25 protein-coding genes and 2 tRNA genes are annotated in these 26,440 nt (G+C 70.6%); 18 read left to right on the forward strand and 9 right to left on the reverse strand.

The features are described from left to right. The first annotated feature begins 52 nt into the window (after positions 1-52). Genes ACIRON_RS25405 through ACIRON_RS25420 form a run of 4 tightly spaced genes read left to right on the forward strand, consistent with a single transcriptional unit; the run spans position 53 to position 3,871 of the window. Positions 53-937 (forward strand): fumarylacetoacetate hydrolase family protein, encoded by an 885-nt coding sequence (locus tag ACIRON_RS25405; RefSeq protein WP_402996688.1) that lies wholly within the window; start codon positions 53-55, stop codon positions 935-937. Then, positions 934-2,292 carry an allantoinase AllB gene (allB, locus tag ACIRON_RS25410; protein ID WP_402996690.1) on the forward strand — a complete coding sequence of 453 codons (1,359 nt, stop codon included), beginning with the start codon at positions 934-936 and terminating at the stop codon, positions 2,290-2,292. The genes ACIRON_RS25405 and allB overlap by 4 nt, the downstream gene beginning before the upstream one ends. Further along, positions 2,289-3,137, forward strand: coding sequence for a bifunctional allantoicase/(S)-ureidoglycine aminohydrolase (locus tag ACIRON_RS25415; RefSeq protein ID WP_402996692.1), 849 nt, complete (start codon positions 2,289-2,291; stop codon positions 3,135-3,137). The genes allB and ACIRON_RS25415 overlap by 4 nt, the downstream gene beginning before the upstream one ends. Then, positions 3,137-3,871: an SDR family oxidoreductase gene (locus ACIRON_RS25420; protein WP_402996694.1), complete on the forward strand. Its 735-nt coding sequence runs from the start codon at positions 3,137-3,139 to the stop codon at positions 3,869-3,871. Before ACIRON_RS25415 ends, ACIRON_RS25420 begins: the two co-directional genes overlap by 1 nt. Before the next feature lie 12 nt (positions 3,872-3,883). Here the strand turns inward: ACIRON_RS25420 and ACIRON_RS25425 are convergent, their stop codons facing one another. Further along, positions 3,884-4,402, reverse strand: a complete 519-nt coding sequence (locus tag ACIRON_RS25425) for a hypothetical protein (RefSeq protein WP_402996696.1) — start codon at positions 4,400-4,402, stop codon at positions 3,884-3,886. A 219-nt stretch (positions 4,403-4,621) separates the two neighbouring features. Here ACIRON_RS25425 and ACIRON_RS25430 point away from each other — a divergent pair, with 219 nt between their 5' ends. After that, the gene (locus ACIRON_RS25430) at positions 4,622-5,893 is read left to right on the forward strand and encodes a class I SAM-dependent methyltransferase (RefSeq protein WP_402996698.1); all 1,272 of its coding nucleotides are present in this window, start codon (positions 4,622-4,624) and stop codon (positions 5,891-5,893) included. A gap of 8 nt (positions 5,894-5,901) precedes the next feature. Here the strand turns inward: ACIRON_RS25430 and ACIRON_RS25435 are convergent, their stop codons facing one another. Further along, positions 5,902-6,990 carry an ankyrin repeat domain-containing protein gene (locus ACIRON_RS25435; protein WP_402996700.1) on the reverse strand — a complete coding sequence of 363 codons (1,089 nt, stop codon included), beginning with the start codon at positions 6,988-6,990 and terminating at the stop codon, positions 5,902-5,904. Here ACIRON_RS25435 and ACIRON_RS25440 point away from each other — a divergent pair. After that, complete coding sequence (locus tag ACIRON_RS25440; protein WP_402996702.1) at positions 6,989-7,213, forward strand: hypothetical protein; 225 nt, start codon at positions 6,989-6,991, stop codon at positions 7,211-7,213. The two genes, ACIRON_RS25435 and ACIRON_RS25440, sit on opposite strands and share 2 nt — an antisense overlap. Here the strand turns inward: ACIRON_RS25440 and ACIRON_RS25445 are convergent. Then, positions 7,191-8,186, reverse strand: coding sequence for an SMP-30/gluconolactonase/LRE family protein (locus ACIRON_RS25445; protein WP_402996704.1), 996 nt, complete (start codon positions 8,184-8,186; stop codon positions 7,191-7,193). The genes ACIRON_RS25440 and ACIRON_RS25445 overlap by 23 nt on opposite strands. 164 nt (positions 8,187-8,350) lie before the next feature. Here ACIRON_RS25445 and ACIRON_RS25450 point away from each other — a divergent pair, with 164 nt between their 5' ends. Together ACIRON_RS25450 and ACIRON_RS25455 are read left to right on the forward strand one after the other, a co-directional pair. After that, positions 8,351-9,571 (forward strand): sensor histidine kinase, encoded by a 1,221-nt coding sequence (locus ACIRON_RS25450; protein WP_091042864.1) that lies wholly within the window; start codon positions 8,351-8,353, stop codon positions 9,569-9,571. Next, the gene (locus ACIRON_RS25455; RefSeq protein WP_402996706.1) at positions 9,564-10,199 is read left to right on the forward strand and encodes a response regulator; all 636 of its coding nucleotides are present in this window, start codon (positions 9,564-9,566) and stop codon (positions 10,197-10,199) included. The genes ACIRON_RS25450 and ACIRON_RS25455 overlap by 8 nt, the downstream gene beginning before the upstream one ends. Positions 10,200-10,212: 13 nt before the next feature. On the opposite strand, the gene ACIRON_RS25460 is transcribed toward ACIRON_RS25455, so the two are convergent. The 3 genes from ACIRON_RS25460 to ACIRON_RS25470 form a co-directional block, all read right to left on the reverse strand. Beyond that, the gene (locus ACIRON_RS25460; RefSeq protein ID WP_402996708.1) at positions 10,213-11,478 is read right to left on the reverse strand and encodes a serine hydrolase domain-containing protein; all 1,266 of its coding nucleotides are present in this window, start codon (positions 11,476-11,478) and stop codon (positions 10,213-10,215) included. Positions 11,479-11,574: 96 nt separating this feature from the next. Then, positions 11,575-12,528 carry a metallophosphoesterase gene (locus ACIRON_RS25465; RefSeq protein ID WP_402996710.1) on the reverse strand — a complete coding sequence of 318 codons (954 nt, stop codon included), beginning with the start codon at positions 12,526-12,528 and terminating at the stop codon, positions 11,575-11,577. 170 nt (positions 12,529-12,698) lie between these two features. Next, complete coding sequence (locus tag ACIRON_RS25470; protein WP_402996712.1) at positions 12,699-15,659, reverse strand: hypothetical protein; 2,961 nt, start codon at positions 15,657-15,659, stop codon at positions 12,699-12,701. Between the two features lie 110 nt (positions 15,660-15,769). Here ACIRON_RS25470 and ACIRON_RS25475 point away from each other — a divergent pair, with 110 nt between their 5' ends. Then, positions 15,770-16,936, forward strand: coding sequence for a Fic family protein (locus ACIRON_RS25475; protein ID WP_402996714.1), 1,167 nt, complete (start codon positions 15,770-15,772; stop codon positions 16,934-16,936). Between the two features lie 117 nt (positions 16,937-17,053). Here the strand turns inward: ACIRON_RS25475 and ACIRON_RS25480 are convergent, their stop codons facing one another. Further along, positions 17,054-17,620 carry a type III effector gene (locus ACIRON_RS25480; RefSeq protein ID WP_402996715.1) on the reverse strand — a complete coding sequence of 189 codons (567 nt, stop codon included), beginning with the start codon at positions 17,618-17,620 and terminating at the stop codon, positions 17,054-17,056. A 333-nt stretch (positions 17,621-17,953) separates the two neighbouring features. Beyond that, positions 17,954-18,502, reverse strand: coding sequence for a type III effector (locus ACIRON_RS25485; RefSeq protein ID WP_091042847.1), 549 nt, complete (start codon positions 18,500-18,502; stop codon positions 17,954-17,956). Between the two features lie 275 nt (positions 18,503-18,777). Between ACIRON_RS25485 and ACIRON_RS25490 the strand changes: the two genes are divergently transcribed. Continuing rightward, the gene (locus tag ACIRON_RS25490; RefSeq protein WP_402996717.1) at positions 18,778-19,683 is read left to right on the forward strand and encodes a DMT family transporter; all 906 of its coding nucleotides are present in this window, start codon (positions 18,778-18,780) and stop codon (positions 19,681-19,683) included. A gap of 285 nt (positions 19,684-19,968) precedes the next feature. Here ACIRON_RS25490 and ACIRON_RS25495 read toward each other — a convergent pair whose 3' ends face one another. Further along, positions 19,969-21,087 (reverse strand): glycosyltransferase, encoded by a 1,119-nt coding sequence (locus ACIRON_RS25495; protein ID WP_402996768.1) that lies wholly within the window; start codon positions 21,085-21,087, stop codon positions 19,969-19,971. A gap of 125 nt (positions 21,088-21,212) precedes the next feature. Here ACIRON_RS25495 and ACIRON_RS25500 point away from each other — a divergent pair, with 125 nt between their 5' ends. From ACIRON_RS25500 to rpmG, 8 genes are all read left to right on the forward strand, one after another. Then, positions 21,213-22,244, forward strand: coding sequence for a pirin family protein (locus ACIRON_RS25500; protein ID WP_402996719.1), 1,032 nt, complete (start codon positions 21,213-21,215; stop codon positions 22,242-22,244). Positions 22,245-22,276: 32 nt separating this feature from the next. Next, a complete protein-coding gene (locus ACIRON_RS25505; RefSeq protein WP_091042835.1) occupies positions 22,277-23,209 on the forward strand; it encodes an ROK family protein in 933 nt (310 codons plus the stop codon). After that, positions 23,206-23,595, forward strand: coding sequence for a CidA/LrgA family protein (locus tag ACIRON_RS25510; RefSeq protein WP_402996721.1), 390 nt, complete (start codon positions 23,206-23,208; stop codon positions 23,593-23,595). Before ACIRON_RS25505 ends, ACIRON_RS25510 begins: the two co-directional genes overlap by 4 nt. 76 nt (positions 23,596-23,671) lie before the next feature. Next, the gene (locus ACIRON_RS25515) at positions 23,672-24,349 is read left to right on the forward strand and encodes an LrgB family protein (protein ID WP_402996723.1); all 678 of its coding nucleotides are present in this window, start codon (positions 23,672-23,674) and stop codon (positions 24,347-24,349) included. A 27-nt stretch (positions 24,350-24,376) separates the two neighbouring features. Beyond that, positions 24,377-25,807, forward strand: a complete 1,431-nt coding sequence (locus ACIRON_RS25520) for an amidase (RefSeq protein WP_402996725.1) — start codon at positions 24,377-24,379, stop codon at positions 25,805-25,807. 74 nt (positions 25,808-25,881) lie between these two features. After that, a tRNA-Thr gene (locus ACIRON_RS25525) sits at positions 25,882-25,954 on the forward strand. A gap of 50 nt (positions 25,955-26,004) precedes the next feature. Beyond that, positions 26,005-26,078 (forward strand) — tRNA-Met (locus ACIRON_RS25530). A gap of 46 nt (positions 26,079-26,124) precedes the next feature. After that, the gene (gene rpmG / locus ACIRON_RS25535) at positions 26,125-26,295 is read left to right on the forward strand and encodes a 50S ribosomal protein L33 (RefSeq protein ID WP_091042824.1); all 171 of its coding nucleotides are present in this window, start codon (positions 26,125-26,127) and stop codon (positions 26,293-26,295) included. Positions 26,296-26,440: the final 145 nt, after the last annotated feature.

Here is a 26,440-nt window from a genome sequence, read left to right on the forward strand (position 1 = left end):
GAGGGAACTGCATCGAGACCGAGGTACCTCGGTCAGCATCCGAGGAGGCGGCATGAGACTGCTGAATGTGGGACCGCGGGGTCAGGAGCGACCGGCAGCGCTCGACGACCAGGACGTGCTGCGCGATCTGTCGGCGGTGGTTCCGGCGATCGACGGCGACCTGCTCGGCGACCCCGAGCGACTTCGGATGATCCGCGACGCGGTTGCCTCGGGCCGCCTTCCCGTGGTCCCCGACGGCACCCGGATCGGGCCGCCGGTTGATCGGCCGGGGAAGGTCGTCGGGATCGGGCTCAACTACGAGGACCACGCCGAGGAGGCGGGGGTCGCGATCCCGGACGAGCCGGTCGTGTTCCTCAAGCCTTCGACCTCGATCGTCGGTCCCTACGACGCGATCGAGCTTCCGCCGGGCTCGACGATGACCGACTACGAGGTCGAGCTGGGTGTGGTGATCGGGCGAAGGCTGTCCCGCTGCCCGGATCCACGACAGGCCCTGGCCGCGGTCGGCGGCTACCTCACCGCCGACGACGTCAGCGAGCGGGCGCGCATCGCCGCGGGTCCGACCTGGGCCAAGGGGAAGTGTGCCGACACTTTCACTCCCATCGGTCCCTGGCTGGTCACGCCCGACGCCGTGAGCGACCCGCAGGCCCTCGGCCTGGAGCTGTGGGTCGACGGCGAGCGGCGGCAGTCCGGGACGACCGCCCGGATGGCCCGAAGCGTCGGCGAGCTCCTCGCCTACCTCAGTACGCTGATGACACTCGAGCCCGGCGACCTGGTGCTGACCGGGACACCTGGCGGGGTCGCAGCGTTGCGACCCGAGCCCCGGCCCTTCCTGCGGGAGGGGCACGTGGTGGAGGCCGAGGTGACCGGCCTCGGTCGCCAGCGGACCCGGGTGGTGGCACTCGAAGAGGTAGTCGATGAGGCGGAGGTGAGGGTGTGACTCGAGATCTCGATGTCGTCATCCGGGCGGCGCGGATGGTGACCCCCGAGGGCGAGACGGCAGGCAGCGTCGGAGTCCGCGACGGGAAGATCGTCGCGGTGGAGCCTGCGGCAACCGGCCTGACCGCGGACCGAGTGGTCGAGCTCGCTGACGACGAGGTGCTGATGCCCGGGGTCGTCGACGCCCACGTACACGTCAACGATCCCGGCCGGACCGAGTGGGAGGGCTTCGCCTCGGCGACCCGTGCCGCGGCTGCCGGCGGGGTCACCACCATCGTCGACATGCCGCTCAACAGCATCCCGCCGACCTGTGACCTCCCGGCCCTCGACCTCAAGCGCAAGACGGCGGCGAGCCAGGCCTTCGTCGACATCGGCTTCTGGGGCGGCGCGATCCCCGGCAACGTGGCGGAGCTGCGACCTCTGCACGAGGCGGGCGTCGCCGGCTTCAAGTGCTTCCTGCTGCACTCGGGAGTCGACGAGTTCCCGCCCCTCGACGCCAACGAGCTCGAGCTCGCGATGCGCGAGATCGCCTCCTTCGACGGGCTGCTGATCGTCCACGCCGAGGACGCGCACGCGATCGAGCACGCGCCGGAGGCAGCGGGCGGGACGTACGACAGATTCCTCCACAGCCGGCCACGGGGCGCGGAGAACCTGGCCATCGCCCAGGTCATTGAGCTGGCCCGGTGGACCGGCTGCCGCGTCCACATCCTGCACGTCTCCAGCTCCGACGTGCTCGCGATGCTGGCCTCGGCCCGCCGTGACGGGGTCCCGATCACGGCGGAGACCTGCCCGCACTACCTGACCTTCGCCGCGGAGGAGATTCCCGACGGCGCGACGCAGTACAAGTGCTGCCCGCCGATCCGGGAGGCGGCCAACCGTGAGCTGCTCTGGCAGGGCCTGCGCGACGGGGTCATCGACATGGTCGTCACCGACCACTCGCCCTCGACCCCCGACCTGAAGGCCCTCGACACCGGCGACTTCGGGGTCGCCTGGGGCGGCATCTCCTCGCTCCAGCTCGGGCTTTCGGCAGTCTGGACCGAAGCACGGCAACGCGGTTTCGCCCTCACCGACATCGCCCGCTGGATGTCCGAGTCACCGGCCCGCCACGCAGGGTTGACGGCCAAGGGGCAGATCGCGGTCGGCCACGACGCCGACTTCGCCGTCCTCGCGCCCGAGGACTCCTACGTCGTCGACGCCGTGAAGCTCCACCACAAGAACGCCGTCACGCCGTACCACGGCCGGACCCTGGCAGGCGTCGTCCGCCAGACCTGGCTGCGTGGCGAGAAGATCGACATCGAGGCCGCGCCCCAGGGCCGGCTGCTCAGCAGAGTCACCGAAGAAGGAGCCCGACCATGAGCGCAGCACACAACCCTTCTGGCCGCTACTACGCCCCGACCGGCGGCCACCCGTCGCAGCGTGAGCTGACCACCGACCGGGCCGTGTTCACCGAGGCGTACGCCGTGCTCCCGCGTGGCACCATGCGCGACATCGTCACCAGCAAGCTGCCCTTCTGGGAGGGCACCCGGCTGTGGGTGATCGCCCGGCCGCTCTCCGGCTTCGCCGAGACCTTCTCGCAGTACATCGTCGAGGTCTCGCCCGGCGGCGGCAGTGACAAGCCCGAGCTCGACCCGGGCGCCGAGGGCGTCCTGTTCGTGGTCGAGGGCGCCCTGACGTTGACCCTCGAGGGCGAGAAGCACGACCTCGCCCCCGGCGGCTACGCCTTCCTCCCGCCCGGCTCCACCTGGACCCTGCACAACACCAGCGACCGGGTCGCCCGCTTCCACTGGATCCGCAAGGCCTACCAGGCCGTCGAGGGCATCGAGGTCCCCGAACCGTTCGTCACCAACGAGGTCGACGTACCCGGCGGCGAGATGCCCGGCACCAACGGCGCCTGGAAGACCCAGCGGTTCGTCGACCCCGATGACGTACGCCACGACATGCACGTCAACATCGTCAGCTTCGAGCCGGGCGGCGCGATCCCGTTCCCGGAGACGCACGTGATGGAGCACGGGCTGTACGTCCTCGAGGGCAAGGCCGTCTACCTGCTCAACAAGGACTGGGTCGAGGTGCAGGAGGGCGACTTCATGTGGCTGCGGGCGTTCTGCCCGCAGGCCTGCTACGCCGGCGGACCCGACCGGTTCCGCTACCTGCTCTACAAGGACGTCAACCGCCACGCTCAGCTCAGCCGGCAGTTCACCTGATGCCGGTCGCCGTCGTCACCGGAGCCGGCTCCGGACTGGGGCGGGTGATCGCTCAGGCGCTGGACGGTGCCGGCTTCCAGGTCGCGCTGCTGGGACGTACGAAGGCATCGCTCGAGGAGACCGCGTCGGTGATGGCGCGGTCCCTCGTGCTGCCGACCGACGTCGCCGACGCCGCCGAGGTGGAGGCGGCGTTCGCCGCCGTCGTCGGGATGTGGGGGCGGGTGGACCTGCTGGTCAACAACGCCGGCACCTTCGGCCCGAGCGGTGAGGCCGACGAGATCCCGCCCGAGGAGTTCGCCGCGACGCTCGCCGTCAACGTCACCGGCTCCTTCCTGTGCGCCCGCGAGCCCTTCGCCCAGATGAAGCGGCAGTCCCCGCGAGGAGGGCGGATCATCAACAACGGCTCGATCTCCGCCCACGTCCCGCGCCCCGGCAGCGCGGCGTACACCACCTCCAAGCACGCGATCACCGGCCTCACCCGCGCGCTCGCCCTCGACGGCCGCGCCCACGACATCGCGGTGGGCCAGATCGACATCGGCAACGCGGCCACCGAGATGACCGCCGGCATCGCCGTCGGCGCCCGCCAGGCCGACGGCACCGTACGTCCCGAACCGACCTTCGACCCGCAGCACGTCGCCGACGCGGTGGTCGCCATGGCGCAGCTCCCGTCCGGCGTCAGCGTCCCCGCGATGACGATCATGGCCACCGGGATGCCGTACGCCGGGCGCGGCTGAACCTGCTGAGCGTCAGGCGACGGCCAGCAGGATCAGGCCGAGCGCCGAGCCGGCGAACACGATGGTGTTGCGGACCCTCTGGAGGGTCCAGGTCCAGTCCGGGAATCCCGCTTCGGCGACCTTCAGCAGGGCCGGGACGTCCACGCCGGCCAGCTCGGGGTCGTTCTTGCGGCGGAAGGCGGCCTGCACGGATCGGGTCGCGGTCAGGTTGCTGTAGACGATGACGCAGTTGCCGATGAACAGCAACGACAGCACCACCACGTTCACCGGCTGCATCCAGTCGAACCCGGCGAGAGTGAGACCCGCCGCCGTCACCAGTAACGCGGCGATGCCACCAGGTGCCCACCACTCGTGCCCGCTGGCGTCGAACCGCATGCCGTTCTCGCGCAGCGCGCTGGTGCGTACGCCCTGGCGGGCGAGCTCGGCCTCGGCGCCGGCCATGGCGTGGGCGCCGAATCGGTGGCGCACGATCGGGATGCTCAGGAAGGCCGCGGCGGCTGCGAGCTCGACGGCGACGATGACTGCGTTCATGGTGGTGCTCCTCCAGTGTGGGGTCGATGGCACCACTGTCCAGCCATGACGCTGCGTCAAGGTCAAGAGTCGCTTCCCGGGAAATGCAGCCCGATCGGAAAAACGATGGCCTCGGACGAAATCCGATCCGCCCCGGCGCCCGAACACCGGGTAGCGGCGCCTCTGCGCCGACCGTCCGCCGGTCCACAGACGCCCATCGCCCCACCACGAAGGAGTCCGATGAAGACCATCGAAGCCGCCGCCGCCCAGAGCCTGGCGGGTGAGCGTTGGCCGATGCTGCAGGAAACGCCCACGGGTCCGGTGACCCGGGGCGCCGCGGCTGCCGCGGCTGCTGTGTTCCGGGCCGCCACGAAGCGGCTCGGGATCAGCGTGAGCCACGACGGCAGCCCGGCCGACATCGTGCTGCACCGGCCCGAGGAGTTCTACGCCAGGCTCAGCCGGCATGGGCTGATCGGTTTCGGCGAGGCGTACCTGACCGGGGCCTGGGACGCCCCGGAGCTGGGGGAGACCCTGACCGTGCTGTGCCGGGACATCGACGGTCTCCTCCCCGGGTGGGCGCAGCGGCTGCGCGGGGTCTACGAACGGCGCCGCGGGGCGAAGGACGTGAACACGCCGGAGAACGCGCGCGAGCACATCGGCCACCACTACGACCTGTCCAACGACTTCTTCGCGCTCTTCCTGGACCCGACGATGACCTACTCGGCGGGCCTGTTCTCCTCCCTGCCCTCTACCGAGGACCTCGCGCTCGCCCAACATCGCAAGATCGACCGGATCCTCGATGAGGCCGGAGTCGGAGCGGGCACCCGTCTGCTGGAGATCGGGACCGGCTGGGGAGAGCTGGCCCTGCGGGCCGCCGCCCGGGGCGCCCAGGTCACCTCGGTGACCCTCTCCGTCGAGCAGGCCGCGCTGGCCCGGCGCCGGATCGGCGCGGCCGGTCTGGGCCATCGGGTGGACGTGGAGCTGCGCGACTACCGGGCCGTGGACGGGACGTACGACGCGGTGGTCTCGGTCGAGATGATCGAGGCGGTCGGCGAACGGTTCTGGCCGGTGTACTTCGCGAAGATCGACGAGGTCCTGGCCCCGGGCGGCACCGCGGTGATCCAGGCGATCACCATGCCGCACGACCGGATGCTCGCCACCCGGAACACCGAGACCTGGATCACCAAGTACATCTTCCCCGGCGGGCTGCTCCCCTCGACCGAGGCGATCACCGACGTCACCGAGGCGCACACCCGGCTCCGGGTGCGCAGCCGGCTCTCCTTCGGCGCCCACTACGCGGAGACCCTGCGGCGCTGGGACCGCGCGCTTCTCGATCGCGCCGAGGAGGTCCGGGCGCCCGGGTTCGACGAGACGTTCCTGCGGATGTGGCACTTCTACCTGGAGTACTCCCGCGCCGGGTTCGCCGCCGGCTACATCGATGTCCAGCAGCTCACGTTCACCCGGGACGAGACCCCGACCGGCGGGGGAACCGGTCAGGGCCTCGAGCTCTGAGGCGGCGGTCAGCCGCTGTGCTGCTCGATGATCCGTGCGATCTCGGTGAAGCCGCGGTTGCGGGCGTGCTGGAGCGGGGTCACGCCGTCGCGGTCGGCGATGCTCGGGTCGGCGCCGTTCTCGAGCAGGCTGCGGACGACCTGCTGCCAGCGGTCGGAGCCCTCGCCGAGGATCACGGCTTCGAGGAGGGCGGTCCAGCCGAGGTCGTTGACGTGGTCGATGTCGATGGCGGTCTTCGCGACCCGCTCGACGTAGTCCGCGTGGCCGCGCTCGCTGGCGGGGATGATCGAGAGACCGCCGTAGCGGTTGCGTACGGTCAGGTCCGGGTCGACGGTGAGCAGCAGCTCGGCCATCGGGACGCTCCCGGTGACGCCGGTGACCAGCCAGGGGGTGTCGTGCTGGCCGTCGAGGGCGTCCGGGTCGGCACCCAGGTGGACGAGCAGTCGAGCCGTGGAGAGGTGGTCGTCGGTGACGGCGAGCAGCAGCGGCGTACGCCGGTTGCCGTCTCGGGTCTCCAGGTCGGCGCCGCCGCGGAGGGCCGCCGCGGCCGAGTCCACGTCACCGGCTGAAGCGGCACGTAGGAGCTGAGGGTCGGCGTCGGCTACCTCGGAAGAAGCGGTACGCAGCGTCGACACGATCGCGTCGAACCCCCGCTCCTCGGCGTGCTGAAGGGCGGTCTTGCCGTCCCGTCCGGCCTCGACCGAGATGTCCACGCCGGCCGCGACGAGCACCCGCACGGTGTCGGCCGCATCCGGGCCGTCGTCGCCCAGGACGACCGCCTCGTGCAGCGCGGTCCAACCCAGGTTGTTGACGTGGTCGAGGTCGATCCCGGCCTGCACCAGACGCCCCACGACGTCGGCGTGGCCGCGCTCGGCGGCGCGGATCAGCGCGGTGCCGTCGTAGGAGTCCTTGGCGTTGATCTCGGCACCGTTGCGAAGCGTCAGGTCGAGCAGGTCGACATAGCCCTCGCTCGCGGCGATGAGGTAGGCGCTCTGCTGGGTGTCGTCCTGATAGTTCACGTCCGCGCCGGCCTCGACCAGCTCGCGGGCGCGGGCCACGTCGTTGTCCCACGCGGCCTTGATCAGCTGCTCGTTCATGCGCTTCTGCTCCTCGGGGTCGGGGGTGCTGTCCGCTTTCTTCGTCGCGGCGGACGCCGAGCTCGACGAAGAGCTGGACGAAGAGCTGGACGGAGAGCTGGACGGAGACGGTTCGGCGGTCTCCGACGGCGCCGCGGCGCAGCCTGCCAGAAGCACGGTCAGCGCCGCCGCGGCCAGCGACCACCGCAGGGGAGAGTCGGTCATCGCGGCATCCTGGCGGTGACGATCTCGTACGGCCCCTGCGCGGTCTGCTCGTCGAAGTGGCTGTCGACCAGCAGCATCCGGCCGTTCAGCAGCTTGCCGGTGGTGAGGACGCGGTCAGGGTCGGTGGAGCGGGAGGAGACGTGCTCGGCCGAGGTCGCGGACCGGTTCAGCTCGAGGTGCACGATCTGCTTGTCGAAGTTGCGGATCACCGCGAGGTCGCGGCCCTGCCGGATCAGGCCGTCGGCGTTGCGCAGGTTCGCGCCATCGGTGTCGATCGCGCTGACCTCGCCGGTCGCGACCGAGAAGCGCCACAGCTGCCCGGTGTTGCCCTGGGCGACCACGAAGGCGGAGCGGTCCTGGCTCAGCACGATGCCGCCGAGGTTGAAGCCCTCCTGACGGGTGATCAGCGAGCTGCCGTCGGCCCACTCGGTCGCCTCCCAGCCGGAGGCACCCTCGGCGACGCGGATGATCGTGGGGTCGTTGGAGTTGGTGAAGTACGCGGCCCCGTCCGGCCCGATCGCCACATCGTTCAGGAACGCGTCGTTGTCGGGGACACGGAGAGCGGCCAGCAACTCGCCCGACGAGCTGTAGACCCACAGGTCGGGACGGTCGTTGCCGGTGCCGTTCGGGCCACCGGCGATGTAGATGCGGCCCTCGTCGTCGACGGTGATGCCACGGGCGGTGTAGCGGCCGTCGGTGCCGTCGCCGGCCAGCCACTCCTCGGCCTGGGCGCGGTCGGCGGAGCCGCGCTGGATCTCGCCGCCGGTGACCTCGCTGACGTAGAACTTCCCGGACTCGGGATCCACGCCGATGCCCTCGAACTTCGAGCCGCCCTGGGCCGACGGGTCGCCCTCGAGCAGGTAGCTCGCCGGCCGGCCGTGTCCCTGCGCGGCGCTGGCCGCGGTGCCCATGCCGAGAGCGGTGACGGACAGGGTGGCCGTGGCGGCGATGCCGGCAAGCCCGGCGAGGGCAGCGATTCGGGACGTACGCATGGTGGTTCTCCTCCGGTTGGTCGAGCTGATGCATCAACCATCGCCGTCGGGGAGGGGTCCGGACATCGGGTGACCGGCGACGTCTGGATAGCCGTCCGGCGACACTCCGGATAGCCGATCGGATGATGCCTGGACACCCGCGACCGACCTAGCCTGGAACAATCATGTCGACCGACGCCGCGCCCAGCCCACGAGCCGGTGGGATCCTGGCCGGCCAGTCGCTGCTCGACCGCTGGCTCCACATCTCACTGGTGGTGCTCGTCGTCGCCTCGGTCGCGCGCTATCTGCAGGGCCACGGCCTCGGTGACCAGGCCGAGGTGGTCCTGTCCGGTGCAGCGGTCCTGCTGATCGCGTACGCCGCGGGCCGCCGCCTCACCGGCACGGCCGCGGTCGTCTGGCTGGCCGGCGTGGTCGCCTGCTGGACGGTGCTGGCGCTGATCGCGCCGTCGTTCTCGTGGGCGGCGGTGCCGCTGGTCTTCCTGGCGCTGCGGATCCTGCCGTTCCGGTGGGCGGTGGCCGCCACGGTGTTCCTGGTCGCGGTCGTCGCGGTCGCCTGGAGCCGGATGACCGGCCTGGCCGACCCGACCGTCCTCCTCGGGCCGGTCTGCGTGGCCGTGCTTGCGGTGACCGCCTACCGCGCTCTCGAGCGCGACGCGGTCACCCGGCGCGCGCTCCTCGCAGACCTCGAGGCCGCCCAGGACGAGGTCGCCGACGCCGAGCGCCGAGCCGGTGTCGTGGCCGAGCGCGCGCGCCTGAGCCGGGAGATCCACGACAGCGTCGCCCAGGGCCTGACCAGCATCAACCTGCTGCTCCAGGCCGCCGACCAGGAGTGGTCCTCGCGCCCGGACGACGCCCGTGACCACGTCGACCAGGCGGCCACGATGGCCCGCTCCTCGCTCGACGAGGCCCGTCGGGTCGTACGCGACCTCGCCCCCACCGAGCTGACCGGCGGATCGGCGCTGGTCACCGCCGTACGCCAGGTCGCCGACGACGTCGCCGCCACCACCGGGCTCAGCGTCCCGGTCCACGTCCACGGCGACCCGCACGAGGTCGGCGGACGCGTGGCGACGGCCGTCGTCCGCACCCTGCGCGGCGCCCTCGCCAACGTCGCCGAGCACGCCGGCGCGACCACGGCGGTCGTCTCCCTCACGTTCCACGAGGGCGCGGTCGCCCTGGACGTACGCGACGACGGAGCCGGGTTCGAGCCTGCCCGGCTGAAGGAGTCCGACGGGCTGCGCGGACACGGTCTGGCCGGGATGCGGGCCCGTGCCCGCCTGCTGGGTGGAGACTTGGTCATCGAGAGCGCCCCCGGCGAGGGCACGGTGCTCGCGGCCTCGTTCGCGGCCGGACAGACAGCATCTCAGGGGGAGGAACGTCGTGGCTGAGCAACGCATCCGGGTGGTGCTGGTGGACGACCATCCGGTGGTCCGGGCAGGCGTACGCGCCCTGGTGGACGCCCAGGACGACCTGGCCGTGGTCGGCGAGGCGGCCGACTCGGCCCAGGCCGTCGCGGTCGTCGGCGAGACGCAGCCGGACGTGGTGCTGATGGACCTCAGCCTCGGCGACGGACCGGGTGGCGCGGAGACCACCAGGCTGGTCCGCGAGCTGCCGTCGCCGCCGCAGGTGCTGGTGCTGACGACCTACGACACCGAGGCCGACGTGCTCGAGGCCGTCGACGCCGGCGCGGCGGGCTACCTGCTCAAGGATGCGCCGCCCGACGAGCTGTTCCGCGCCATCCGCGGCACCGCGCGAGGTGAGACCGTGCTGGCGCCCTCGGTCGCGACCCGGCTGCTGCAGCGGGCCGCCTCGCCGACGCCGAAGGTGAGTCCGCGCGAGGTCGAGATCCTGCGGCTGCTCGCCAAGGGCCTGGGCAACAAGGAGATGGCCCGCGAGCTGCTGGTCAGCGAGGCGACGGTCAAGTCACACCTCTCCCACATCTACACCAAGCTCGGTGTCGACACCCGAGCCGGCGCCGTCGCCACGGCCATCGAACGCCGCATCCTGCGGCCCTGACCGTACGAGGGACTCAGCAGGTCGCGAGCAGCATCGGCTCCAGCAGGAGGCCGAGGTCGTAGGGCGGCTCGGTGGCACCGGTGTAGTCGCGGCCGGTCCAGGCGAGGGTGACCTGACGCTCGCCGTCGCGCGAGGTCCAGTTGATCGACTGGGTGCCGAAGTGGGCGCCGTCGTGGCCGTAGAGGTACTCACCCTCCGTGCAGGGATCGGCGACGCGATAGATGCCCAGCCCGTATTCGGGGTCAGCGCTGCCCGCGCGAGGCGGGAGCATGGCGTCGACCGAGGCCGGTGAGACCAGCTCACCGGTCAGCAGCGCCTCGTTGAGCGAGGCCAGGTCACGGGTGGTGCTGGTCGCGGCGCCGGAGGCGTAGAAGACGCTCGGGTCCAGGTCGGTCAGGGGCCGCCATCCGGTCTGGTCGATCTTGGCCGCACCCTCGAGGAACGGTCCGCGGTTGTGCGAGGTCTTCGGGTAGTCGGTGCGGAGCATGCCGGCCGGCCAGAAGATGCGCCGGCGGAGCAGGTCGTCGAGATCATGGCCGGTCTCCTTCTCGAGCATGACGCCGAGGGCGACGTAGCCGTAGTTGGAGTAGGAGAAGTCGGTGCCCGGCTCGAAGAGCCAGGGGACCGAGCGCATCGCGGCCAGGTGCTCGGCCTCGGTGTAGTGCTGACCGACGGCGTCGATGAGCTCCTCCAACGAGTTGGGGTCCTCGACGCGGGTCAGCAGCAGCTCCTCGGGACCGCGCGGGGCCCCGGAGCGGTGGCTGAGCAGGTGCTCGATCGTGACGCCGGCAGGAAAGATCCCGGGCAGTACGTCCTCGGCCGGGGTGTCCAGACTCCAGGTGCCGCGCTCGACCTCCTGCATGACCAGGGTCGCGATCATCGTCTTGGTGTTGCTGGCGACGTGGAACCTGTCGAAGGCCCGGACGTTGCGCTCGGTGCCCGCCTCGCGTACGCCGCCTGCCCCCGTCCAGGTCAGACCCGGAGCCTCGACCCGGGCAGTGACGCCGAGGGCGCCGTCGGCGATGACCGCGTCGACGGCACGGTCGAGCTCGGCGGCAGCCGGAGTCGCCGACCGGGCCTTGAACCCCTGCTGCTTGGCCGCCGCCCGCTCGGCGATCGCGGTCGCCTCCCGGGTCAGCGCGGTCGGGTCCGGCGCGACGGCCGCTGGCCCACGACCAGGGTCGGGATCAGGCTGGGCGTACGCGGCCGGCACGGCCGTCAGGGGTAGAAGCACCGCGGCGATCGCTGCGGTGCCCGTGCGGACGAGGGTCCGAGACATGGCTGCTCCTGTCGTCGTTGACGTTTCGCAGCCATCGTTCCGGGGGCGGACGTACGCCCACATCAGCCTCGAGTCGGAGATCGAGGCCGTCGTTCGTCAGTCTCGAAGCTGACGCCGCAGCGCGCGGGCGGCCTTGCCCTTGCGGGAGAAGAGGTCGCGGCGCTCGGCGGCGGTCATCGCGGCCAGCTTCTCGACGACCGAGGACGGGAAGCCGGCGACCTCGGGGGACTCGCTGGTGGGCACGGTGGTGTGCACGACCGGGGCACCGGGGACGCCACCGGCGCCTTCGTCGTAGAGGTGGACCAGCGAGATCGCCTGGTGGCCGGCGACGGCCGAGGAGAACCGGTCGGCGGTCGCGGGGGCGGCCGCGAAGCAGCTCGCGGAGGCGACCGAGACCGGGATGCCGGCGAAGGTGGTGTTGGTCGAGTAGTGCAGGTGACCGGCCAGGATGGCGCGTACGTCGCTGCCCGCCAGCACCGGAGCGAGCCGGTCCTGGCCGTCGAGCTCGATGATCACGCTGGCGTCGTTGAGGGGGAGCGGCACCGGTGGATGGTGCATCGTCAGCAGGGTGCCGTGAGGCGCCGGCTCCTTCAGCACCCCGGCCAGCCACTCGAGCTGCGAGTCGTCGATGTCGCCGTGGTGCCAGCCGGGCACGGTGGAGTCCAGGGCGATGATCCGCAGGCCCGCGATCTCGTGGACGCGGTCCTGCGGGGCGTCCGAGGCCTCCCCGAAGAGCACCTCGGAGTAGACCTCGCGCTCGTCGTGGTTGCCCATCACCCAGACGATCTCCGCGCCGAACTCGGCCGCGACCGGCTCCACCTGCTCGCGAAGACGTACGTAGGCACCGCGCTCGCCCAGGTCGGCGAGGTCGCCGGTGAAGACGATCGCCTGCGGCGGGGTGGGCATCCCGCGCAGTCGCGTCAGGGCCCGCTCGAACCCGGGCGCGGGGTCCACCTTGCCGTAGATGCGCCGCTCGTCACCGGCGTAGAGATGGGTGTCGGAGAGATGGGCGATCGTGTGGCGTGGAGCGGGATACTGGCCGAACTGCACGGAGCCAGACTAGGGCGTGTCTCCCAAATCCACGCCCGCTACGCGGCGTTTCGCATCCGATCTGGCCGCGTTGGCGCCGCTCGACAGCCACCAGGATGCCGTCGCAGCGCCGCCTTGCCAGATCGGCCCGAAACGCCGCTCGCGGCCGCCGTGTCTTTGAGAGACACGCCCTAGCGCCGAAGCCGCACGCTCAGGGCGACCCCGACGAGCGCGGCGGCCGCTCCGCAACCGACGGCGAACCATGGCAGGCTCGTCGGGATGCCGAGGTGCACGGTGATACCGAGGATGCGCGAGAGCCCCCAGGGGATGAGCGCCATCTGGTCGTTCCAGACCGTCAGGGCACGTTCGGTGCCCATCAGGGCGACGCCCACGCCGCCGATGACGACAGGCGCTCCGGCCGCGATCAGGACGCTGCCGACGGCTCGGCGGCGGCTGATTCCGTAGGCGCTCCGCAGCGCCAGCGCCGTGGCGACGAACAGCAGGCCGAAGCCGGCGAACGCGACGGTGATGTAGAGCGTACGAGGGCCCGGCTCGGTCCAGAAGAGGAACCAGTAGCGACCCGGTCCGCGGGTGGCGAGGGCGGCCATCAGGATCACCGACCGGACCAGGACGATCCCGCCGATGACCGCCCAGAGCGCGAAGGGGTCGCGACGCCCGATCAGGAGCCGCAGCGTCAGCGCGAACAGCAGCCAGCCGCCCAGCGTCACGACGAGATGCGCAGGCGCCGCGAACCACGTCAGCGTCGCCCGGCCGAGAACCAGCACCACGAGGGGCAGGACCAGGACCGCCGTCCGCTCCCAGCGTCGCGGCGGCACCTCCCGCAACGCCCGGCCCAACCGCCACGGCCGAGTCACCGCGATGCGCAACGGCCTGACCAGGAGCAGCCCGGCCAGGGCGAGCACGAGCAGCCCACGTGCGAGCCAGGCCATCGCCGGATCCCGGTCGGCCCGCGTCGTACCGATGTCGGCGGCGGTGAACTGGAAGGCGGGGTGGGCCTGGTCGTCGCCGTAGGTCGAGACGTGAGAGGCGCGCGATCTCTCGAACGCCGCGCGCGCCGACTGCCATCGTTCGCGCGCGTCCGACGAGCCGGTGTCGAGCCATTCGACGTGATACATCGTCATCGCGCGGTAGTCGCTGAGGACTCGGAACAGGTTGATCTCGTAGTCGATCGAGGCCAGGAGATCCGTACGCAGCGCCGGATCGCGCCAGGTCGACGGATCGGTACCGGCGATGATCCGCCGCATCGACTCGGCGGTCTCGATCGCGTCCCGGCCGCCGTCGGCCGCCTCGTCGAGGCGGTCCTTGCTGATCGCGTAGACGCTGCTGAGGACGGCGGTGTCCCCGGTGACGATGTCCCACTCGAACAGCCAGGTCTGGGGCGGGATCTCGAGCCCGAGCGCGCGCACCTGGTTCTCGGCGAACGGCTCGATGTAGAGCCCGGCGAGCACCGCCTCGCGCGAGAGCGCCATCGCCTCCCCGATCGCCCGCACCGTGGCCTGGTCCGAGCTGAACGTCGCGCGCGCCCAGTCCGCGGTGATCTCGCCCGGCTCGGCCGAGGTGTCCCAGGCGAGCCGGGATGCTGCGTACGAGTTCAGGTCCCACAGTTGCCAGAGGCCCTCGCGGAGGTAGAGGGTCCGTGGCCCGGCGTGGATCGGGCCGCCGTCCTGGTTCCAGGTCCACACCCCCTCGATGTCGGGATTCGTCCTGACCAGGTGGGTCAGCGCCGCCGAGTAGGCGGCGGCGAGATCGTTCGGGAGTGCCCCGAACCCCTCGAACTCGCGCCGGCTCTGCAGCTCGACGATGCGCCGGTGGCCGCCGACCTCGAGGGTCGGGTTCAGCGGGAGGAAGGAGTAGAAGTCGCCGGCGACGTGCTTCGTCGAGACGATCAGCGCATCGCTGTGCACGTCACCGAGAACCTCCTCGTACGAGGCGGGGTTGGTGTGCAGGTCGCCGACCGCGCCGACGCCGACGCTCCAGGTCCGGAAGATGATCTCTCGATCCTGGCGCTCGGCCACTGTCGTGAACGCGTCGAGCATCGCCTTGACCGCCGTCGGCGTCGTGACCGCGATCTGCGACCAGTAGTCCCAGCCGGGCAGCTGGTAGATCCGGCCGCCCTCGCCGATGCGGATCAGCAGACCGTCGACGTAGGGCATCTCGGCGAGGAGCTCCTCGAGCCCGGCGGCGTAGATGTCCCAGAGCTCCGGGTCCTCGGCGTCGAGACCGTGCTCGTCGAGGTAGTCCTCGAGCGGCGTGGACAGGGCGAGCATGTCGGTACCGAGGTAGACCCTCATCCCGGCGTCGTGCGCGTACCGCCACATCGAGCCGAAGTGCTCGCGCATCGCGAGCGCTCTGGCGACGTGCGGATCCTCGGCGGTCGGATAGATCTCGTCGCCGTCTCCGAAGCGGTCGAACGTGACGTACTCGAGGAATCCGGGCATGACGATGCCGTTGTAGCCCCGGGCGAGCTGATGATCGACGTACGTCCGGAACTGCTCGGCGTCCTCGGCGAGCGCCTCGGTGTCGACGAACGGCGCGTCGGAGAGGATCGCGTCGGCGAACTGGCCGCTGTTGTGCGAGTACTCCTCGCCCGTACGCCAGTCGGCGGCCGTCCCGGGAACGCCGGCCGCGCCCTTGTCGACCAGGCGCAGCGGGAGATCCGGCTGCTGCACCTCGCCGTCCTCGCCGGGCGTGAGGAGCGGTCGGGCCGTGCGTACGCGATCGGTCAGCTGGAAGAGCCCGGCTGCAGCGCCCGCCGCGTCCGCGGCCTCGAGACGGATGTCGGGGCCGTCGCTCGTGGCCCGGTACGCCTCGGGCCCGGCGCCCTCGCCGAGGTCGGTCCCGGTCGTCACGGTCAGCGTGCCCTCGGCTCCGGAGCCGTCGACCGCCTTCTGGAACGCCTCGGCCGCGTGCCGGACCCGGGGACTCGCCTCGGCAAGCTGCACCCGGCCGACGGTGGGTGCGGTCGCCGTCCGTACCGGCGCGACGCCCGCCGTCTCGGGCGCTGCCGCGACCGGCTCGGCGCTGATCCCGAGGAAGCCGGAGACCTGGGTGGCGAGCACGAAACCGACCGCCAGCAGGAGGACGAGCGATGCGATCAGGATCGCCGGTGCCCGTCGAGCACGCGTTCTCACGCGTGGATCGTAGGGGACGGTTGGATGTTGGCGGGCAGCTTCCACGAGCCACTTGGAAGTTCCCGACAACTTCCAACTCAAACGATCCCTGAGTGGTAAGTTGACCGGTCATGGATCCGGAGAGGTACGACGCTCCGCAGTTCGGCAGGGCGACCCGTGAGCCGGGGAACAAGTGGGCCTACTGGTACTACCGACCCGCCCACATCCCGCGTGACCTGGCGTTACAGCCACTCACCGTGAAGGCGCTCTCGGACGCCGACGCCGCGCTGGGACGCCTCCAGGGGGTGAGTGCGCTGATCCAGGATCCCGAGCTGCTGATCGGGCCCTACCTGACCCAGGAGGCGGTCGCCTCCTCCCGGATCGAGGGCACCCAGACCTCCCTGGAGGAGGTCCTCCAGGACGAGGTCAGCGGTCAGGCGACCAGGAGCGAGGACGTCGCCGAGGTGAAGGCCTATCTCGCCGCGACCCGCCAGGGCTTCGAGCTCATCAAGAGCTGGCCGCTCAGCCAACGGCTCGTCCTCGAGCTCCACAAGACCCTCCTCACCGGCGTCCGGGGGCACGAGCGCCACCCTGGTGAGTTCCGGCGGATGCCGGTCTGGGTCGGGTCGCCGACCGACGACCCCACGACCGCCGCGTACGTCCCGCCCCTCCCGCCCGACCTGCCGGAGCTGATCGCCGACTGGGAGGCGTACGTCAACGTCCCCGACCTCAGTCCGACGCTGGTGCGGTGCGCGCTGATGCACTATCAGTTCGAGACGATCCACCCGTTCCTCGACGGCAACGGGCGCATCGGGCGGCTGCTGATCAACCTCATGCTGATGGAGGAGGGGCGGATGACCACGCCGCTGCTCTATCTCTCGGGCTACATCGAGGCCCATCGCCAGACCTACTACCAGCGGCTGCAGAGCGTCCGGGAGCGGGGCGAGATGCAGGAGTGGCTTCAGTTCTTCCTCACCGCGGTGCGACGCTCGGCCGAGGACGCCAGCACCAGGTCCGAGCGGCTGGTCGCGCTCCGGGAGAGCTATCTCGACGAGGCCGCCACCTCGCGCGCCAACCTGTCCGGGCTGGTCACGCTGCTGTTCGCCAACCCCTACCTGACCGTCAAGCGCGTCCAGGACGCGACCGGCCTGACCAACCAGGGTGCGCGCAACCTGATCCAGGACGCCGAGCGGCGCGGGTGGATCGAGGCCGCCGGCCGGTCGGGCCGCGGCGGCCGCCACTACTGGATCGCCAGAGCGGTGATGGACGTGATCGAGGAGCCACTGGCGTACGACTGACGCTGACGGGAAAACGTGCAGGTGGCCCCGGCGTGCACGTGTGCACGTCCAGGGCCACCTGTGTGACGTTGCCGAGCAGATCGGTAGGGGGTGATCACTCAGCTCTGGTCAGCCGGCTCAGAAACCGCCGAGAGGAGCCATCGGGTTCGGGACCGCGCCGACCGGGAGGCCGTCGAGAGCCGGGTTCTCCATCGGGAGCAGGAACGAGACCTGGTCCAGCTCGCTGTCGGACAGCTCGGTCGGCATGGCGCCGCCCATGATCTTGTCCATCACGATGCCGGGCGCACCGACGTAGGCGCCGGAGACGACCAGAGCGGCACCGTTGCCGACCTGGTGCGCGCCGCCGTCCCAGTTCACCCAGGCCTTCTTCTGCGCGGGGCTCAGCTCGTCGCCGGTGGCACCCATCAGGATGAGGCCCGGGGCGCCGACCCACGCGCCGCTGACCATGCGAGCGGCGCCGCCGGTGGCCTGGCCGGCGCCACAGATGAAGCTGGCCCAGGCCTTCTGGCTCGAGGGCGAGAGGTCCGAGGCGCCGGAGGAGTTCTCCGCGATGCACTCGGCCTCGGTGCGGTTGTGGTGGGTGCCGTCGGCCGCGGTGGCGGTGCCGGCGGTCAGTGCGATGGCGACACCCGAGAAGGCGGCGACGGCCGCGGTGCGGCGGAGCAGCCCTGTCATCTTGTTCATTTCGTACCTTTCATCGATCAACTCGAATTGAAACATCACGCACGGGCGCGACCCCCGGATCGATAACACGTGTATCGATACGTTCGCGTCCGAGAAGCGATGCTAAAAGCCTCAACGGTGATAAGGACAGGACGACACGGATGTTTTCATGTCAACTAGTGACGAATGAAATGTAATGACGTAATTTTCGCCAACCTGCAACATTCTTGTCTGAACGTGCGTAAATGCGCAGATGGCCCGGTCGTGCACGTGGCACGACCAGGGCCATCTGGGGACGGCGCCGATCGGATCGTGGTGGGAGCTACGGTCGGTCGGCGGTCGTCATGTCGACGCTCAGAGGGACCCGAAGGGAGCCATCGGGTTCGGGATCTGGTCGGTGGCGACACCGTCGAGCGCCGGGCTGTCCTGCGGGATGAGGAACGAGACCTGCTCGAGCTCGGCCGGCGACAGGTCGCTCGGGGTCGCCCCGCCCGCGATCTGGTCCAGGATGATGCCCGGCGCGCCGACGTAGGCACCCGCGACCATCATGGCGGCACCCTCGCCGATCTTCTGCCCGCCCTCGTCCCAGTTCGCCCAGGCCGCAGCCTGCTCCGGGGTGATCGGGGAGCCGGTGGCGCCGGCGAGGATCAGGCCGGGAGCGCCGACCCAGGCACCGCTGACCATCTGGGCAGCGCCGCCGGTGATGTACGAGCCGCCGAGGATGAAGTCCTCCCAGGCCTTCTGGCTCGAGGGGGAGAGGTCCGACGTCGCGGTGCTGACGGCAGTGGTGGTGTCAGCGGTGACCGGAGCGGCCTCGGCCCCTCCCATGGTCAGTGCGAAGGCGACACCCGAGAAGGCGGCGACGGCCGCGGCGCGGCGGAGCAGCCCTGTCTTCTTGCTCATTTCATACCTTTCGTCGTCAATTCGAATTGAGCGCAACGCGGTCTATGAGTCGACAACTCTCGTTTCGACACGTCCACGCGCGCTTCACGACGCTAGGGACACTCAGTGGCTGAAGGTTCCAGCGACACGGCATGGTGGTTACCAAGTCAAGGTAAACGTTCCATACCGCCCGGTAATACGATGCCCGGTTGGGTTAATCCAGGGTTCATCCGCTGATCGCGCGCTGCTCGCGTCGGTGGCAGACGGGCTTTCCTATCGAGTTCTAACGTCGAAGCATGGATCATGCCGCGGCCGTGAGCCTGGCCATCGGCGCATGCGTCCTGTTCTCGCTCTCCGCCGCGGTTCAGCAGCGCGCCAGCGCGCTCGCGCCCGGACGCAGCGGCGGGATCTCGGGTGTCGAACGGCTGATGCTGGCGCTGGTGCGCAACCCGCTGTGGGTCGCCGGTGCGGTGATCAACGCGATCGGCTTCGGGGTGCAGGCGGTCGCTCTCCACCTGGGGTCGGTCTCGGTGGTGCAGTCGGTGATGCCCACACAGCTGCTCTTCGCGTTGGTCTTCGCCTCGATCGCCGCCCGCCACTGGCCGACGGTCTCCGACTGGGTCAGCGGCGCCGCGATCTGTGGTGGCGTGATCCTGCTGGTCACCGACGACCACCGCGGCGGCACCTATGCTGACGTCGGTCGCGTCGCACTCTTCGCCGGGTGCGTGGCGGTCGTGATCTGCGTACTCCTGCTGGTGGCCCATCGGTTCCCGCCGCCGGTCGCGGCGGCGACCACGGCGGTCGCGGCCGGCTGCTCGTTCGCGACGACTTCGGTGCTGTTGAAGATCACCGCCGACCGGGCCGCCGCCGACGGGTTCCTCGGGTTGCTGACACTGCCGGCGTTCTACGGCCTGCTGTGCACCTGCGGCCTCGGGATCGTGCTCACCCAGGCGGCGCTCGCCGCCGGCCCGCTGCCGTGGGCGATGGCGGCGATGACGATCACCAACCCCACCGTCTCGTACGTCGCCGCGGTGGTCGCCTTCGGCGCCTCCGCCCCCACGCTGTGGGTCGCGGTGAGCGCCGGAGCGTTGCTGGTCACCGGGATCGTCGGGCTCGCCCGATCACGATCGGCGGGCAGGTGGACCCCGGTGCAGCCGGAGCCACCCGGGACCTCCCCGGAGCGGTTCACCGCTCAGCGGTGAACCGCTCGAACGCGCCTCAGACTCGCTCTTGCATCGATCGCGGCCACGAGCGCCGCCTGGTCGATCTGGGCTTGAGGTGCTCGGGCAGCGCGCTGATGTAGGGCGCCGCGTGCCGACAGGCGCTGCACGTGACGTCCCGGTAGTCGTAGGTGGTCGGCGGATCTTCTCCGTATGCGCTGCAGACCGGGCCGAACGAGTCGGCGAAGTGCGTGTGCTGCTGTGTTACCTGGTCGGCTTCCGCTTTCGTTGAATCGCTCATGGTGAACCGTCTAACGAGTCAACTGCTCATGCGTAACGCCGTGCTCGCCGAGCCGCTTGCCGTTGCCGCGAGCGCGCGAGGAGATAGGTCGGCGCGGTCTCCTGCGCGAGACGGGAGTGAAGGTCCAGCATCTCCTCGATCGTGCGCGACCACGGGAACTGCTCGGCCCGCTCGCGAGCCGCGTTGCGGGTGGCTCCGACCGGCCGCTCAGCGACGTCGATGACCGCGTCGGCCAGCGCCGCCGGGTGGGCGGCCGCCCAGGCCCCGCACCGGGCATCGATGAGCTCGCGGGCGCCGCCCCGGTCGGCGGTCACCACCGGCGTACCGCTGGCGAGAGCCTCCAGGACCGCCAGCCCGAAGGTCTCGCGCGGGCAGACGGAGAGCGCGACGTCGGCCGAGGCCAACGCCCGGGCGATCCGGCCGCGGTCGGAGACGTGCCCGTGGAAGACGACGGGTGCCCCGGCGGCGAGGGCCTCGATCTCGGCACGGTGCGGCCCGTCGCCGTAGACGTCCATGCGTACGTCGAACCCGCGCCGATGCAGCTCGACGGCGGTGGCGACGGCGAGGTCGGGGGACTTCTCGCGGGAGAGGCGGCCGACGTGGATGAGTCTCAGGGTGTCGTCGCGGTGCCCGAGCGAGGGCGAGAAGCTGTCGAGGTCGACGCCCAGCGGCACCTGCGCGATCGGGCAGCCGACGGTCGCGGCCAGCGGCTCGAACTCGTGCCGGGCGTAGTCGGAGGTCACCAGCACCTGGTCGAAGGAGCGCACCAGCATCCGGTTGAGCAGCGCGGTGGAGACCTTCGAGGTGGCGTCCATGCCGGTGTAGGTGGGCATGTACTCGTCGAGGCGCTCGTGGGAGAAGAGCACCGTCCCGATGCCCTGACGCCGGGCCCAGCGGGAGACGGGCAGCATCGTGAACTTGTCGCTGACCTCGAGGCTCGTCGGGTTGAAGCGGGTCAGCACGTCGGTCACCCGCCACGGCTCGATGATCAGCCGGTATCCGCCGCCCACGCGCGGCGCTCTCAGCTGCACCACCTCGCCGAGGTCGGTCGTGGTGACCGAGTCGTACGGGCCGGGGACGACCAGAAGCCGGTCGTGGCCCGCCTCGAGATAGCCACGGGCGAGGGCCTCCAGAGCCGTCTTCATGCCGCCGGAGGTGGGGCCGACGAAGTTCGCGAGCTGAGCGATGAGCACGGGCCACATGGTGTGGCATCGAGGTAGCCCTTCGGCGACCTCGATGTGACGCACGCATGGCGAGTAGCGTTCGGAGCATGACCAACCTGGATGCGCACCCCACCCCCGTCGAGTGTGTCGGTGGGACCGGCGACGAAGGCGTGGAGATCCAGATCATCACTCCGCGAGACGTCCCGTTGGGCGGTCCGCGAGCGATGAACGTACGCCGCACCCTGCCCGCCCGCTCGCGCTCGCTGATCGGAGCATGGTGCTTCCTGGACCACTACGGTCCCGATGACGTCGTCGTCTCCGGCGGGATGGAGGTGCCGCCCCACCCGCACACCGGGCTGGCGACGGTCTCCTGGCTGTTCACCGGCGAGATCGAGCACCGCGACTCGGTCGGCACCGTGGCGATGGTGCGGCCGGGCGAGGTCAACCTGATGACCGCCGGGCGCGGGATCTCCCACTCGGAGAACTCCACCCCCGAGACCACCGTCCTGCACGGCGCGCAGCTGTGGGTCGCGCTGCCGGACGAGTTCCGCGACGTCGAGCCGGGGTTCCAGAACCACGCACCCACGCCGATCGAGCGCGACGGGGCGACCGTGCGGGTCTTCATGGGGTCGCTCCTCGGCGTCACCTCGCCGGTACGGACCCACTCCGAGATCCTCGGCGCCGAGATCCTGCTCGAGCCCGGCACGCGGCTCGAGATCCCGGTCGACGATCGGTTCGAGCACGGCGTACTCGTGGACACCGGTGAGGTGTCGATGACCGGCCTGGGCGCGTCCGGTCCGGCCTCGGCCGACGTGGAGAAGGACTCTCTCGCCTACGCCCCTCCGGGCGCCACCACCCTGATCCTGCAGGCCGGTGAGGCGTGGACCCGACTGCTCCTCCTCGGCGGTACGCCGTTCGGCGAGTCGATCATCATGTGGTGGAACTTCGTCGGGCGCACCCACGAGGAGGTCGTCGGCTACCGCGAGGAGTGGCAGGGCCAGGTCACCCGTGGCGGCGGCGAGGTGGTCGAGGACTCCCAGGACCTGGCCGAGGGCCGTTTCGGCGTGGTCGAGGGCAACCACCAGCGGCCGATCCCGGCGCCCCCGCTTCCCAACGCCCGGCTCCGCTCGCGGTCTTAGGCCGCGTCCGCGCTCGTGCTTAGACTGCACTCGTGAGTGACGAATCCTCAGACCCAGGAGTCGTGCTGGCCGTGGCGGTGGGCCGCAGCCGCAGCCAGGCGGCGGTCTTCGACCTCGCCGGGCGCGAGCTGGCCGGAGACACCCGTGACCACGAGGTCGGCATCTCCGCCGAGGTGCTGATGCCCGAGGTCGTCGAGCGGATGACCAAGATGGTGACCTCGATCGACCTGCCGGTGCTGGCGATCGGGATGAGCCTGCCCGGCGTGGTCAACCCCGATCTCGGGATGAGCATCGACACCCCGGCGATGGGTGGCTGGGACGGCGTCCAGCTGGCCCCCTACTTCACCGCGCTGACCGATGCGCCGCTGATCCTCGCCCACGACGCCCACGCGCTGGCGCGGTCGGAGCTCTTCAACTCCGACCATCCCGTACGCAACGCCCTGGTCGTCAAGGCCTCGACCGGTCTCGGCATGGGCATCATCGTCGACGGCAAGGTCGTCACCGGAGCCCTCGGGGCGGCCGGCGAGATCGGCCACACCCGCATCGACGCGGCCGGCGACCGACCCTGCCGCTGCGGCTCGACCGGGTGCCTGGAGACGGTCGCGGCCGGCTGGGCGCTCGCCCAGCGGCTGACCGACTCCGGCGTCCCCGCCGGTCACGTACGCGACCTCGTGGCGGCTGCGAACGACGGCGACGCGGTCGCGCGCGGGCTGCTGCGCGAGGGTGGACGACAGCTCGGCGAGGTCGTGGCCGCGGCCGTCAACCTGCTCAACCCGGAGGTCGTCGTCATCGGCGGTGACATGGCCGGTGCGTTCGACCTCTACACCGCAGGGGTGCGCGAGAGCGTCTACGCCCGCGCCAACCCGATCGCCACCCGCGAGCTCACCTTCATGGCCCAGCTCCACGGCGACTCCTCGGGCCTGGTGGGCTGCGCAGCGATGGCGATCGAGTCCCTGACCCCGTGATCGTCGGCCTGCTCTGGCTGCTCGGGTGCCAGCTGGCCGGAACCGCGATCGTCGAGCTGACCGGGATCCCGCTGCCCGGACCCGTCGTCGGGATGCTGCTGCTCTTCGTCGCTCTGGTGCTGCGGCGCCGTGACGGCGAGGACGACCCGGTCATCCAGGTCGGCGACTACTTCCTCTCCCACCTGCAGCTCTTCTTCATCCCGGCCGGTGTCGGCGTGATCGCCTACGTCGCGGTCATCCGCGACGCGGCGGCGCCGATCGTCGTCGCACTGCTCGGCTCCTGGCTCCTCGGCCTGGCCACCGTCGGCTGGGTGCTCAGCCTGTTCCTCCGCCGGGTCCCGTCGGTCGCCGGCACCGAAGGCGCGCCGGGGGAGGAGATCGAATGAGCGAGCGTCAGCGAGCGACAATGAGCCTCGGGCCGCCACTTCCGTATTGTGGCGCTTGCGCTACGGAGGTGGCGGTTTGAGCGTCATCCTGTGGCTGTTCGTGACGGTGGCGGCGTACGAGTTCGGGCGGTGGCTGCGGGCGCGGACCCGTTCGCCGCTGGCACAGCCGGTGGCGGTGGCGATCGTGATCGTCGGCACCCTGCTTGCGGTCAGTGGCACGAGCTATGCCGACTACGCCGACGCCACCACCTTGATCAGCTTTCTGCTCGGCCCGGCGACGGTCGCGCTGGCGATCCCGCTCTACCACCAGGTCGCGCGGCTGAAGGGGATGGTGGTGCCCGTCCTGGTCGCGCTGACCGCCGGCGCGGTCGTGTCGATGGTCTCAGGCATCCTGCTGGTGCGCTGGCTCGGCGGCGGGGACGTCCTGGAGCGGACGATAGCTCCGAAGGCCGTGACGACGCCGGTGGCGATCGAGCTGGCCGACCGCCTGGGCGGCTATCCGGAGCTGTCGGCGGCCTTCGCGATCGTGATCGGAATCGTCGCCGCGATGGTCGCGCCGCGAGTGCTGACCCTGATCGGCATCCGTGACCCGCGGGCCCGCGGTGTCGCGGTCGGCGCCGTCTCGCACGGCATCGGCACCGCCCGGATGCTGGAGGAGAGCCGCGTCGAGGGCGCCTTCTCCGGACTGGCGATGGGACTCACAGCGGTTGTGACATGTCTCCTGGTTCCGCTGGTGGCGTACCTCCTCCTCTGAGGCTCCCGCGGGCTTAACGTTGACGGCATGGCTCGAGTGCACGCCTTCACCGACGACGTGCTCGGCACTCTCGACGCGGTCGGGGTCGCCGATGCCCTGCGGCGCGGTGACTTCAGCACCCTCGAGGCGGTCGAGGCGTCCATCGCCCGGATCGAGGTGGTCGACGCCTCGCTGGGTGCGATGGCCTACCGCACCTTCGACCGAGCCCGGATCCAGGCGCGTGCTCCCCGGGCCGGTTTCTTCGCCGGTGTCCCCACCCTGATCAAGGACAACACCGACGTCGCCGGTGTGCCCACCAGGAACGGCACGGACTCGTACGCCATGCCGCCGGCCTCACGCAACGGCGAGATGACCAAGCTGCTCTTCAAGCTGGGGTTGCTGTCCCTGGGGAAGACCCAGCTCTCGGAGTTCGGGTTCTCGGGCACGGCCGAGCACGCGCGGCTCGGAGCGGTGCGCAACCCCTGGGACACCGGCCGCGTGGCCGGTGCGTCCTCGGCCGGCTCGGGCGCGCTGGTCGCCGCGGGGGCCGTACCGATCGCCCATGGCAACGACGGCGGCGGCTCGATCCGGATCCCGGCCGGCGCGTGCGGTCTCGTCGGGCTCAAGCCGACCCGCGACCGGCTGCCGCAGGACCCGCTCTACGGCTTCCTGCCGCTCAAGATCGTCACCGACGGTGTGCTGACCCGCTCGGTGCGTGACACCGCCGCCTTATTCCGGGAGGCCGAGAAGGCGCACCACACCTCGCTGCCGCCGATCGGGGACGTCACCGGCCCCGGGTCGAAGCGGCTGCGCTGTGCCATCTTCACCGGAGCGCTCGGGCGCGAGGCCAGCCCCGAGGTCGCCGAGCTGACGCTGAAGACCGCGGCGGTGCTGGAGGAGCTCGGGCACACCGTCGAAGCGGTGCCGCCGCCGGTGCCCGACACCTTCGCCGACGACTTCGTCCTCTACTGGGGGACGCTGGCGGTCGCACTGGTCAACGCCGGCCCGCTCCGCGGCAAGACCTGGGACCGCCGCCGGCTCGACAACCTCACGGTTGGCCTCGCGCAGCACACGCTCAAGAACGCCAAGTACGTCCCGGCCGCCATCGTCCGGCTGCGCAAGGCGCAGGCGATCGCGGAGGGGTTCCACGCTGCGTACGACGTCGTCCTGACGCCCACGGTCGCACACGAGACCCCGGAGATCGGCCGGCTGGCGCCGAGCCAGGCCTACGAGCTGGTGATGAAGGGGCTGATGGACTGGGTGGCGTTCACGCCGTGGCAGAACGTCACCGGTGGGCCGGCGGTGTCGCTGCCGATTCAGGAGACTCTGGCCGGGCTGCCTCAGGGGATGATGTTCGGGGCGGCGCCGGGACGCGAGCGAATGCTGCTCGAGCTGTCCTACGAGCTCGAGGAAGCGATGGGTTTCGCGCGCATCTGGGAGCCCGATCGAGGCGCCGAGGACCCCGCTGACCTGCGATGATGCGGCCCGCGGAGGGAAGGGTCGTGTCGATTTGTTGAGCACGCCGCCCCTACCGTAATGTTCTCTTTCGCAACGCCCCTTTAGCTCAGTCGGCAGAGCGTCTCCATGGTAAGGAGAAGGTCTACGGTTCGATTCCGTAAAGGGGCTCTGGAGTTCGGGACCCGCGGTAGGAATACTGCGGGCCTGATTCCTGTTGAGGCGGGGTAGCTCAGGCGGTTAGAGCGCACGACTCATAATCGTGAGGTCGCGGGTTCGATCCCCGCCCCCGCTACCGCCAAAGACCGCACCACCTCGATCAGTACTGTAAGGAAACTCCTGTGGCCAGCAAGAGCAGCGACGTTCGCCCGAAGATCACCCTCGCTTGCACCGAGTGCAAGGAGCGGAACTACATCTCGAAGAAGAACCGTCGGAACGACCCCGACCGGATCGAGCTCAACAAGTACTGCCCGCGTTGCCGCAAGCACACCGCGCACCGCGAGACCCGCTGAAGTTCGACTTCTAGGTAGAGCGCGACACTGATCGGCGCTCCGAACGCCCCGCCCCGAGTTCCGGGAGGCGGGGCGTTCGTCATTTCGCCGAGACGTCACCCCGGTCGGCCGAGACGTCACTCCCGTCGGCCGAGTTGGCGAGGGC

The organism is Nocardioides sp. NPDC101246, from assembly GCF_044767415.1.
GTDB lineage: Bacteria > Actinomycetota > Actinomycetes > Propionibacteriales > Nocardioidaceae > Nocardioides.

What these genes read in the sequence shown, in the direction of transcription:
- ACIRON_RS25405 (WP_402996688.1), top strand. Translation starts at nt 53, where the DNA reads ATGAGACTGCTGAATGTGGGACCGCGGGGTCAGGAGCGACCGGCAGCG.
- ACIRON_RS25415 (WP_402996692.1), top strand. Translation starts at nt 2,289, where the DNA reads ATGAGCGCAGCACACAACCCTTCTGGCCGCTACTACGCCCCGACCGGC.
- ACIRON_RS25420 (WP_402996694.1), top strand. Translation starts at nt 3,137, where the DNA reads ATGCCGGTCGCCGTCGTCACCGGAGCCGGCTCCGGACTGGGGCGGGTG.
- ACIRON_RS25425 (WP_402996696.1), bottom strand. Translation starts at nt 4,402, where the DNA reads ATGAACGCAGTCATCGTCGCCGTCGAGCTCGCAGCCGCCGCGGCCTTC.
- ACIRON_RS25430 (WP_402996698.1), top strand. Translation starts at nt 4,622, where the DNA reads ATGAAGACCATCGAAGCCGCCGCCGCCCAGAGCCTGGCGGGTGAGCGT.
- ACIRON_RS25440 (WP_402996702.1), top strand. Translation starts at nt 6,989, where the DNA reads ATGCGCTTCTGCTCCTCGGGGTCGGGGGTGCTGTCCGCTTTCTTCGTC.
- ACIRON_RS25435 (WP_402996700.1), bottom strand. Translation starts at nt 6,990, where the DNA reads ATGAACGAGCAGCTGATCAAGGCCGCGTGGGACAACGACGTGGCCCGC.
- ACIRON_RS25445 (WP_402996704.1), bottom strand. Translation starts at nt 8,186, where the DNA reads ATGCGTACGTCCCGAATCGCTGCCCTCGCCGGGCTTGCCGGCATCGCC.
- ACIRON_RS25450 (WP_091042864.1), top strand. Translation starts at nt 8,351, where the DNA reads ATGTCGACCGACGCCGCGCCCAGCCCACGAGCCGGTGGGATCCTGGCC.
- ACIRON_RS25460 (WP_402996708.1), bottom strand. Translation starts at nt 11,478, where the DNA reads ATGTCTCGGACCCTCGTCCGCACGGGCACCGCAGCGATCGCCGCGGTG.
- ACIRON_RS25475 (WP_402996714.1), top strand. Translation starts at nt 15,770, where the DNA reads ATGGATCCGGAGAGGTACGACGCTCCGCAGTTCGGCAGGGCGACCCGT.
- ACIRON_RS25480 (WP_402996715.1), bottom strand. Translation starts at nt 17,620, where the DNA reads ATGAACAAGATGACAGGGCTGCTCCGCCGCACCGCGGCCGTCGCCGCC.
- ACIRON_RS25485 (WP_091042847.1), bottom strand. Translation starts at nt 18,502, where the DNA reads ATGAGCAAGAAGACAGGGCTGCTCCGCCGCGCCGCGGCCGTCGCCGCC.
- ACIRON_RS25490 (WP_402996717.1), top strand. Translation starts at nt 18,778, where the DNA reads ATGGATCATGCCGCGGCCGTGAGCCTGGCCATCGGCGCATGCGTCCTG.
- ACIRON_RS25495 (WP_402996768.1), bottom strand. Translation starts at nt 21,087, where the DNA reads ATGAAGACGGCTCTGGAGGCCCTCGCCCGTGGCTATCTCGAGGCGGGC.
- ACIRON_RS25500 (WP_402996719.1), top strand. Translation starts at nt 21,213, where the DNA reads ATGACCAACCTGGATGCGCACCCCACCCCCGTCGAGTGTGTCGGTGGG.
- ACIRON_RS25520 (WP_402996725.1), top strand. Translation starts at nt 24,377, where the DNA reads ATGGCTCGAGTGCACGCCTTCACCGACGACGTGCTCGGCACTCTCGAC.